Here is a 9,189-nt window from a genome sequence, read left to right as displayed (position 1 = left end):
GCGGCACGGCGCCGGGCGGCAGCGCGGCCAGGTAGGCGTCGACGATGGGGTTCTGGATGTCGGCGAGCGCGGCGTCGGGCGCCTGCTCGGGGCGCGGCTGCGTGCGCGAGAGCATCAGCCCGTCGCCGGCCTGCCCCGCGCGCGCGCCGCCGCTCACCGAAAAAGTGGCCTGCCAGATGCGGCCCAGCAGTTGCGAACCCGAGGGGTACAGCGTGTCGCCGCCGGCCAGTTGGCGGCCCGTCCACGCCGCGCGCACCGCGTCGAGCTGGCGCGCGAAGATGGCCGAGCGGTCGCTGCTGTCGAGCCCGAAGGCTGCGAACGACGCCGGCGTGCCGCCCGTGCCCACGCCCACTTCGAGCCGGCCGCCCGAGAGCAGGTCGAGCACGCTCGCGTCCTCGGCCACGCGCACGGCGTTTTCCAGCGGCAGCGTGACGATGCCCGTGCCCAGCCGGATGCGCCGCGTGCGCGAGGCCACGTAGGCGAGAAAGACGAAAGGCGACGGCAGGCCGCCCTCGTGTTCATGAAAGTGATGCTGCGCCACCCACGCGGAGTCGAAGCCGAAGGCCTCGGCATGCGCGATCTGCTCGGCCACGAGGCGGTAGCGCTCGGCGGCCGTGGTGTCGTCGAGCAGGCGGCTGAAGAACCCCAGGCGCGTGGCGCGGGAGAAGAAGCAGGAGATGGAGCGGACAAGGTTCGAAACGGCGCGGCCGGCTGCGGGAAAACCTGTCATTGGGCCCGCGCGCCGTTCGGCGGGGAACGCCGGATTTCGAGTTTGCTTATCTGTTTTCCGTCGATGTCCCGGCGCAGCGTGCAGCCGCCGACGACAGCACGAAAGCGGCGGTTGCGTTTCAGCGTCGTCCGAATTCTTTCGTTGCTGGTACATTTTCCGGCCTCATAACGCAAAGGGATATTGGTGGCACTCGCAGCGGCAATCGCCGGTCTTTCCATCCTCATCATCGGGGACAGTCATCTTTCGCAGCCCGACTACCTGATGTCGTCGCTGCATGACGGCCTCCAGCGCCAGGGCGCGAAGGTGCATTCGATCGGCGTGTGCGGCGTGCAGCCTTACGACTGGACCGTGTCCAAGGCCGCCAGCTGCGGCAGCGCGGAGCGCATCGGCAACAAGCCGGCCGTCGTGAGCCCCGCGCCCGCGCCAGGACCACGGCCGTGGCGCAACTCATCAAGGCCGAGCACCCCGACCTCGTGCTGATCGTGCTCGGCGACACCATGGCCGCCTACCGGCAGCCCGACTTCCCGATGAACTGGGTGTGGCAGCAGGTGGCCGCGCTCACCGGCGCCATTTCGGCCACCGGCACCCAGTGCGCCTGGGTCGGCCCGGCCTGGGGGCAGGAAGGCGGCCAGTACGGCAAGACCTATGCGCGCGCCGAAGTCATGAGCCGCTTTCTCGCGACCAACGTCGCGCCCTGCACTTTCATCGATTCGCTGGAGATGTCCTCGCGCGGGCAATGGGCGACCATCGACGGGCAGCATTTCACCGCCAGCGGCTACCGCGCCTGGGGCGGCGCCATCGCCAAGGCGGTGGCCCGCCTGCCCCTTTCTCCGTCCGCCGCCGGCAACCCGCGCCCATGAGGCACGCCGCTTTCGCGTTGCGCCTCGCGGCGCTCGGTGCGCTGCTGCCCGCGCTGGCCGGCGCCGCGCCCCAGCTGTACGACACCGGCCCGTCGCAAGACCTGGCGCTGGTGCGCTTCGTCAACGCCGGCGCGCAGGCGCTGACGGTGCACAGCGGCGGCCCGGCCAAGGCCAGTGTCGTGGTGCCGCCTTCGGCCCCCGTCACCGACTACCAGCCGGTGCGCTCCGACGCGCCGGTCACGGGCCGGTGGCAGCTCGGGCAGCGCGAGCTGGGCGTTTCGCTGCGCATCGCATCGGGCGGCTCGGCATCGGTACTTGCCTGGCAAGTGGCGAACGGCGACATCGCGGGCGCGACCTTCACCGAAGCGCCGCCCACCTTCGACCCCTTGCGCGCCTCGCTCGCGTTCTACAACGCCGACGCGCGCTGCACCACGGGCAGCTTGCTGGCCGGCACCGGCAACGCCGTCATCTTCGAGAACCAGGCCGCCCTGGCCAGCGCGCGCCGCGCCGTCAACCCGGTGAAGCTGGCGGCGCACGCCACCTGCAACGGCCGCCCCGTGGAAGGCACGGTCGACCTGGGCTCGCTGCAGGCGGGCCAGCGCTACAGCGTGTTCCTCGTGCCCGCCGGCAAGGGCAGCCGGCTGATCAGCCTGCAAGACCGCATCGCGCGCTGACCCGGCCGTGGTCTTCGCTTCGCTCGAATTCCTCACGGTCTTTTTGCCGGCGTTCCTGCTGCTGTATGCGCTGACGCCCGCGCGCGCGAAGAACACGCTGCTGCTGCTCGCGAGCTGGCTGTTCTACGGCTGGTGGAGCCCGCTGTTCCTGCTGCTGTTCATGGCGCTCACGGCGCTGGCGTGGGTGGGCGGGCTGCTGGTGGAGCGCGCGGGGCCGCGGCGGCGGGCCGTGCTGGTCACGCTCATCCTGCTGAACCTGGGCGTGCTCGCGTGGTTCAAGTACGCCAACATCGTGGTCGAGACCTTCAACGCGGCCGCCGTGTACGCCGGCGCGATGCCGCTCGCGTGGCAACGCGTTGCGCTGCCCATCGGGCTGTCGTTCACCGTGCTGCAGGCGATCTCGTACTTCGTCGACATCCATCGCGGCAAGTTTCCGGCCGAGCGCCGGCCCGTCGACTTCGCGACCTACCTCGCCATGTTCGGCCACCTCGTGGCGGGGCCGATCATTCGCTACGACTGGGTGCGCCGGCGGCTCGCGCACCGCGCCGTGCACGCGTCGGCATTTGCCACGGGCGCGCGCCGCTTCATGATCGGCATGGCGATGAAGGTGCTGGTGGCGGACACGCTCTCGCCGGTGGTCGAACAGGTGTTCGCGTCGGCGCACCCGAGCTTCGTCGACGCATGGCTGGGCTGCCTGGCCTACACGCTGCAGCTGTTCTTCGACTTCGCGGGCTACAGCGCCATGGCCATCGGCATCGGCGCGATGCTGGGCTTTCGCTTTCCCGAGAACTTCGACCGCCCTTACCTCGCGCGCAACCTCGCGCAGTTCTGGCGCCGCTGGCACATCTCGCTGTCGTCGTGGCTGCGCGACTACCTCTATGTGCCGCTGGGCGGCAGCCGCAAGGGCACCGGGCGCACGCTGCTGAACCTGATGCTGACCATGGCCATCGGCGGGCTGTGGCACGGGGCGGACAGCTGGAACTTCCTGTACTGGGGGCTGGCGCAGGGCGTGGGCCTGGGCGTGGTGCACCTGGGTCGTTCGCGCGGGCTGCGGTTGCCCGCACCGCTGGCGCATGCCACGACGATGCTGTTCGTGATGCTGGGCTGGACGCTGTTCCGCTCGCCTGACTTTTCGGTCGCGCAGGACATGCTGGCCGGGCAATTCGGCGCGCATGGCATGGCCTTGGGGGCGGCACTGTCCAACACGCTGCGGCTGCCGGTGCTGCTGGCCTATGCGCTCGGCATCGCATGGGTGGTTGCGCCGGCGCTGGCCGGAGCGCGACGGCCTGCCGGCAATGCCTACGCCGTGCTCGCGACGCTGGCGCCGATCGCGGGCTTCTTGCTGTCGCTGGCGCTGGTGTCCAGCCGTGGCACCGTGCCCTTTCTCTACTTCCAGTTCTGACGGCCATGGCAACGCGCACCACACGACGATCGCGTGAACTGCGCCGCTGGGCGACGGCGGGCGTGCTGCTCGCGTCGCTCGGTGCGGCATTCGTCGCGACGTTGCCGAACATGCCGGGGGCAATAGGACGCGCTGACGCGTCGCTGCTTCACGATGCCACCGCGCGCCGCGAAACGACGAAAGCGCTGGTCACGACGCCGCTGACGGAAACGCTCGCGCGCTACCAGCGCGAGGCAAGCTGGCTGCTGCTGCGCGACCTCGGTGCCGACGTGAAGCAAGGCGAAGACGGCTGGCTCTTTCTCGACGAGGAACTGCGCGTCCACCCCGACCGCACGGCGAATGCGCGCGACCGCGCCGCCACGGTCTCGGAGATTTCCCGCGCGCTCGCGGCAAGGCGCATCGCGCTGCTGGTCGTGGTCGTGCCGGACAAGAGCCGCATCGAACGCGCACACCTCGGCGGCTTGCGTCGCCCGCCCGCGCTGGACAGCCGCGTGCGCGACTGGGCCGCACTGCTCGAGGCATCGGGCGTGCCCGTGCTCGACCTGTCGCCCACGCTCCAAGCCTCCACCTCGCCCCCCTTCCTGAAGACCGACACGCACTGGACGGAGCACGGCAGCCGGCTCGCGGCCGATGCCGTGGCCGAGCGCCTGCGACGCATGCGTGCCATCGAGGGCGAGCCCGTGCCCTCCGTCATCGCATCGCGCAAGGCCGTGACGACATGGGGCGACCTCGTGCACCTGGCCGGCATCGACGGCCTGCCCGCGTCGCTCAAGCCGGCGCCGGACACCGACTGGCAATCGACCGTGGAAACGCGCAACGAGAGCACCGACCTGTTCGGTGCCACGGCCCTGCCCGCCACGGTGTTGGTCGGCACATCGTTCTCGCGCCGCGGCAACTTTCATGCGTTCCTGCAGCTCGCCAGCCAGGCACTGGTTGCTGACTTCGTAATGGATGGGGGTGATTTTTCAGGTGCCGCGCGGCGCTACTTTTCAGGGCCGCATTCGCCGAGAACCCGCCGCGCGCCATCGTGTGGGAAGTGCCCGAACGGGCGTTGGAATCGCCCATCGGCGAGTCTGAAAGACAGTGGATGCACAGGCCGCTTGGTGCCGGGGAACCGAGTTCAAAACAACAGGATCGGACGGTTCGCTAGCCCCTGGCCCTTGGCTACTGTCCCTTGTCGATGCCTACGCCGCAGCGCAGACGCGATTGCGCCCCAGCGCTTTCGCGCGGTACAGCGCCATGTCGGCCGCCCGGATCAGCGCTTTCGGCTGCCCATCCGAATCCGGATCGGCGGGCCGCAGCGCCTCGACGCCCGCGCTGAGGGTCACGAAGCCGCCCGGCATGCCCGTGTGCTCGATGTTCAGGTCGCGCACTGCATTGCGGATCCGCTCCGCCAGGGCCACCGCGCCCGCCACGTCGGTGTCTGGCAGCAATACCGCCAGTTCCTCCCCGCCATAGCGGGCCGCGAGATCGCCGGCGCGCATCGACGCGACCTGCAGGATGGTGCGCCCGATGATCTGCAGGCACTCATCCCCGGCGGCGTGACCATAGATGTCGTTGTACTGCTTGAAGCAGTCCACATCCAGCATGATGAGCGCCAGCGTGCTCGCGTTGCGCATCGCCTTGCTGAACTCGGTTTCCAGCGTCACGTCGAACTTCCGGCGGTTCGCCAGGCCGGTCAGGCCGTCTTCCATCGCCAAGGTGTTGAGGGTCTTGTTCAGTGTTTCCAGCGCATCGCGCGCGCGCCGCAGTTCCTCTTCGGTCTGGATCTGCAGCTTGAGCTGGCGGATCAAGCGCCAGCCGACGCCTGCAACGAGCAAGACCAACAGCACGACGCCGCTGGAGTGCCACAGCGTATCGCGCCGCCAGTTGGCGAGGATCTCGTCTTTCGAGAGGGAGGCGGTCGCGAACAGCGGGTAGTTCGGCAGGCGCGCAAAGCTGTTGAGCCGCAGCACTCCATCCTGGACAGATTTGATATACGCCGTTCCAACCGGTCCGTGCTCGGTGTAGGCGCGAAAGAGTTCGCTTCCCCTCATGTCGCGACCCACGGCGCTGACCGCGAACGGCCGGCGCGCGATCATGGTTCCGTTTTCAAGAATGAGCCCGACCGCCCCCGCCTGGCCGACGTCGAGACTGTCGTAGAACTTCAGGAAGAAATCGATCTTGATCGTGGCGAGGGCAACGCCGGCGAAGCTGCCGTCCGCATGATTGATGCGCCTGGACACGGGAACCAGCAACCGGCCGTTCGTCCGGCTCTGGACCGGCACGCCGATGCGCGCACGCCGGTCGGTGTGTGTCTGATGAAACTTGAAGTATTCCCGGTCGGCGTTGTTGAGGTTCTGCGGCCAGTTCTGCCGCGAGTTCGCGACCCAGTTTCCGTCCTGGTCGTAGACGTGCAACCCGTCCAGCTGCGGCATTTCAGCCACGCGAACGGCCAGCAGTTCACGCAGCCGCGCGACTTCGGCCGGACCGGCGGTTTCGTACTCCATGCGTTCGACGATGCCGACGAGCGCCGTGTCGGCAAGCTTGAACGCGTCGTCCGCCTGCTGCGCCATGGAACGCGCGAGATTCTGCGTTTCCACGCTCATCTCCCGCAGCTGCGCCGAACGGGCCTGCCAGCTGTTCCAGCCGTCGAGCAGCACAAGACCCAGGCACACGATGGCCACGAAGACCGTCGCCCGGGAGGTGATCGTGAGTCGACGCAGCACCGCTTTATTTGATTAAGAGAACGAGAACGGATGCACCGCCACTTGTGCACTCCGAGCCGCTACGGCGATCCGCCAGTTGATCATTGCGTCAATGTTCCTTTGTCGATGGATCGATTGTTCACTGTTGCGCAGGACAATGGTACAGCCCGTTGTCGACGGCGACGCAGCAGCCCCCGTGGGTCCGGTCTCTCAAACCCGATCCGGGTGTACACCGGATGCACGGATGCACGACAGGAAACTCGAACGCGCTTCGTCTGTCTCGAACTCGATCGGCTTCGCCAAAGCCGCTGAGCCAGATACCTACCGCATGTACCCCAGATCCCGCACATCGGACCGCACCGCCGAGCGGTCGGCGCCCTGCATCGGCAGGCTGACCAGCAGCTCGAGCCGCCGACGCAGCGAGAACAGCATCTGCACCGCGGCATGCGCCACCTGTTCGGGGCCGGCTCCCACGATGACGTCCGGATAAGCCCACAGCGCCGCATCGGGCTGGCCGGGCCAAGGGGGTTCCAGCGACTCGCTGTATGCGTCCAGCGTGATGACGAAATCCGCGCCCGACGGGTTCGCGCGCGCGAGCTCGTCCCAGCTGCGGGGCGGCCTTTGCGGCACGGCCATGCTGGCACTGTGCAACGCGCCGATTGCCGCGGGATGGAATTCGCGGGCAACGTGCCCGGGTTGGCCGCAGGAAGAAGCCGAGAACCGTTGCGGGTCCAGGTGCGTGAGGCACGCTTCGGCAAGGATGCTGCGCAATGAATTTCGTCGAGAGACGAAGATCACGCCGATTCGTTTTTGCATGACCCTTGACTATAGCGAGGCGCGGCCGGTTTTGCCCGCGCGCGCCGAAGGCATCGTTCATGTCAAGGCCGACGCTTGACGCGCCGTCAATCGAGCGCGAACACCCGCCGAAAACCTCGCGCCGCGCCCTCGCCTTCCGCGCGCAAGCCGAGCACCAGCTCGAGCCCCGTCGCGCCGGCGCGGGCGGGTGCCGCGGCCGGCAGGTTGCGCCAGCCCTGCCCCGGCTCCCACGCGCGCAGCTGGAACGCGGACACGTCCTCCAGCAACACCACGCGCGCGCCCTGGTCCGGCGCGGGCAGCGGAAACGTCGACGCCGCCGGCCCCGCCGCGCGGTAGAGCACGCCGCCGCGCTGCCACCATTGCACGCGCTGCCAATACCCCGGCGCGGCCGGCGCGCGCGCACGATCTCCAGGAAGAACGGCAGGTCGACCTGCCTGCGCGCGGTCAACGCGGCGGGCAGCAGGCTGGCGGTGGCGGTGGGCGGCAACTCGGTGGTGGCGCGCAAGGCCACGTCACGCTCCAGCTGGTCGAGCGCGCGCATGAGCCGCGCGATGTTGTCGGTGCGCTGCTCGAGCATGGCGTTGGCGCGCGTCACGCTGTCCAGGCCGCGCCAGGCCATGACGCTCAGCACCGCCATGAGCGTGATCGCGATCATCACTTCGACCAGCGTGAAGCCGCGTTGTGGCCGGTGTGCGCGTGGCATGGTCTAGCGCGCCTGCGCCAGTCGCGTCTGCAGCGAGGCCAGCCGGCGCTTGTCCTCTTCCGCGAGGTACACCTCCACCGTCACCGCGCGCAGCCCGTCGGCCAGGGCGCCGATCTCGACCCGGCACGTCAGCGCCACGCCGCCTTGCGGACAAGGGCCGCTGGCGGTGCCCGGCGACATCGCGCCCTGCGCGATGCGCAGCTCGGCCACGCGGTTCTCGGCGGACAGCATGGCCAGCGACTGCTGCTGCAGCAGGCCGAGGTTGGTGATGGTCAGGCTCGACGCGCGCACGATGGCGGCGAGCGCGATGCTGACGATGGTCAGCGCCATCAGCACCTCGATCAGCGTGAAGCCCGCCATGACGAAGCGACGCGGCGCGCGCATGCTCATTGCACCTCGTAGCCGCCCGCCGCATCGCGCCGCACGGTGACCGTCGCGCCGCCGCGCCGCAAGGCCAGTTGCCATGTCGCGCCGATGGGCTCGGAGGTCAGCAGCACGGGCCGCGCGGGCGTGACTTCGACGGGACCGTCGCGCCACGCCCTCGGGCGCAATTCGTCGTCGCGCATGAAGGTGTCGAGCGCTCCTGCCGTCGACACCACCGGTATCGCGCTGCCGGGCACGGCCTGCCAGGTGCCGCGCGCGAAGCGGTAGCCCTCGCTGTCGGCCTGCCAGGCGATCACGCGGCCGTCGACGCGCACTTCGTTCTGCGCGACCGCGAAGTGCCGCACCAGCTCTTGTGCATCGCGCCGCAGTTCGCGCACGGGGTCGGGCGCGATGCTCAGGCTGATGGCCGCCGTCGCGATGCCGACGATGACCATCACGACCATCAGCTCGATCAGCGAGAACCCGCCCTCGTCGTTGCGCGCCTTCATGCCGTCGATGCTAGGCAGCGCATGTGATGCGCGCATGAACACGCTGACACGAAACCCCAACGCCCCTGTGATAGATACGACATTCCGAAGTCCACCGAGAAAGCCGCCGTGAAATTCCAACCCAAGCCCTCCGCGAAATACGCCGTCCATGCGACGGGCTTGCTGCTCGTCGTGGCGGGCGTGGCAACGTGGGCGCAGCTGCTGAACCGGCCCGCGCCGCCGGCGCCGGCCGCGCAGGTGCAAGGCACCGAGGCCGACCCCACGGCCGGCGTGCTCGCCGCGTGGTTCGGCCCCGGCGAGCTGCGCGCGAACGTGGCGGTCAAGGGGCTCATCAAGGGCGCGGACCAGGGCGTTGCGGTGCTGGCCGTCAACGATGCGGCGGCCCGGCCCTACCGGGTCGGCGAAGCGCTGGCGCGCTCGGTCACGTTGAAGGCCATCGAGCCCG

11 protein-coding genes and 1 pseudogene are annotated in these 9,189 nt (G+C 69.2%); 6 read left to right on the top strand and 6 right to left on the bottom strand.

Annotation, left to right across the window (positions count from 1 at the left end; genetic code table 11):
* The coding region (locus BMG07_RS38085; RefSeq protein WP_198088826.1) for an LLM class flavin-dependent oxidoreductase at positions 1–730 on the bottom strand (730 nt) is incomplete at its 3' end.
* 183 nt (positions 731–913) lie between these two features.
* Here BMG07_RS38085 and BMG07_RS43625 point away from each other — a divergent pair.
* From BMG07_RS43625 to BMG07_RS45265, 5 genes and pseudogenes are all read left to right on the top strand, one after another.
* On the top strand, positions 914–1,210 hold the full coding sequence (locus BMG07_RS43625; RefSeq protein ID WP_269759811.1) for a hypothetical protein: 297 nt from the start codon (positions 914–916) through the stop codon (positions 1,208–1,210).
* A complete protein-coding gene (locus BMG07_RS43620; RefSeq protein ID WP_269759810.1) occupies positions 1,168–1,590 on the top strand; it encodes an SGNH/GDSL hydrolase family protein in 423 nt (140 codons plus the stop codon). Before BMG07_RS43625 ends, BMG07_RS43620 begins: the two co-directional genes overlap by 43 nt.
* On the top strand, positions 1,587–2,264 hold the full coding sequence (locus BMG07_RS38075; RefSeq protein ID WP_198088825.1) for a cell division protein FtsQ: 678 nt from the start codon (positions 1,587–1,589) through the stop codon (positions 2,262–2,264). The genes BMG07_RS43620 and BMG07_RS38075 overlap by 4 nt, the downstream gene beginning before the upstream one ends.
* A 7-nt stretch (positions 2,265–2,271) precedes the next feature.
* The gene (locus tag BMG07_RS38070; RefSeq protein WP_198088824.1) at positions 2,272–3,666 is read left to right on the top strand and encodes an MBOAT family protein; all 1,395 of its coding nucleotides are present in this window, start codon (positions 2,272–2,274) and stop codon (positions 3,664–3,666) included.
* Positions 3,667–3,671: 5 nt separating this feature from the next.
* A pseudogene (locus BMG07_RS45265) lies at positions 3,672–4,604 on the top strand (hypothetical protein); the annotation flags it as partial.
* Between the two features lie 246 nt (positions 4,605–4,850).
* Here the strand turns inward: BMG07_RS45265 and BMG07_RS38060 are convergent.
* The 5 genes from BMG07_RS38060 to BMG07_RS38035 all read right to left on the bottom strand — a co-directional run bounded on the left by BMG07_RS38060 (position 4,851) and on the right by BMG07_RS38035 (position 8,744).
* Positions 4,851–6,374, bottom strand: coding sequence for a sensor domain-containing diguanylate cyclase (locus BMG07_RS38060; RefSeq protein WP_198088823.1), 1,524 nt, complete (start codon positions 6,372–6,374; stop codon positions 4,851–4,853).
* 300 nt (positions 6,375–6,674) lie between these two features.
* Positions 6,675–7,169, bottom strand: a complete 495-nt coding sequence (locus tag BMG07_RS38055; RefSeq protein ID WP_198088822.1) for a low molecular weight phosphatase family protein — start codon at positions 7,167–7,169, stop codon at positions 6,675–6,677.
* A gap of 86 nt (positions 7,170–7,255) precedes the next feature.
* Complete coding sequence (locus BMG07_RS38050) at positions 7,256–7,534, bottom strand: hypothetical protein (RefSeq protein ID WP_198088821.1); 279 nt, start codon at positions 7,532–7,534, stop codon at positions 7,256–7,258.
* Positions 7,535–7,875: 341 nt separating this feature from the next.
* A complete protein-coding gene (gspI, locus tag BMG07_RS38040; RefSeq protein ID WP_269759808.1) occupies positions 7,876–8,256 on the bottom strand; it encodes a type II secretion system minor pseudopilin GspI in 381 nt (126 codons plus the stop codon).
* Between the two features lie 2 nt (positions 8,257–8,258).
* A complete protein-coding gene (locus BMG07_RS38035; protein WP_198088819.1) occupies positions 8,259–8,744 on the bottom strand; it encodes a prepilin-type N-terminal cleavage/methylation domain-containing protein in 486 nt (161 codons plus the stop codon).
* A gap of 108 nt (positions 8,745–8,852) precedes the next feature.
* Here BMG07_RS38035 and BMG07_RS38030 point away from each other — a divergent pair.
* On the top strand, positions 8,853–9,189 hold a 337-nt coding region (locus tag BMG07_RS38030), incomplete at its 3' end, for a hypothetical protein (protein ID WP_198088818.1).

Origin of the sequence: Variovorax sp. E3 (assembly GCF_016082275.1) — a bacterium.
Classification (GTDB): Bacteria; Pseudomonadota; Gammaproteobacteria; order Burkholderiales; family Burkholderiaceae_C; genus Variovorax.
This window is presented reverse-complemented; position numbering and strand designations above follow the sequence as displayed.

Excerpts from the sequence above, each read along its gene's own strand:
- BMG07_RS38075 (WP_198088825.1), top strand. The coding sequence starts at position 1,587 with ATGAGGCACGCCGCTTTCGCGTTGCGCCTCGCGGCGCTCGGTGCGCTG.
- BMG07_RS38055 (WP_198088822.1), bottom strand. The coding sequence starts at position 7,169 with ATGCAAAAACGAATCGGCGTGATCTTCGTCTCTCGACGAAATTCATTG.
- gspI (WP_269759808.1), bottom strand. The coding sequence starts at position 8,256 with ATGCGCGCGCCGCGTCGCTTCGTCATGGCGGGCTTCACGCTGATCGAG.
- BMG07_RS38035 (WP_198088819.1), bottom strand. The coding sequence starts at position 8,744 with ATGAAGGCGCGCAACGACGAGGGCGGGTTCTCGCTGATCGAGCTGATG.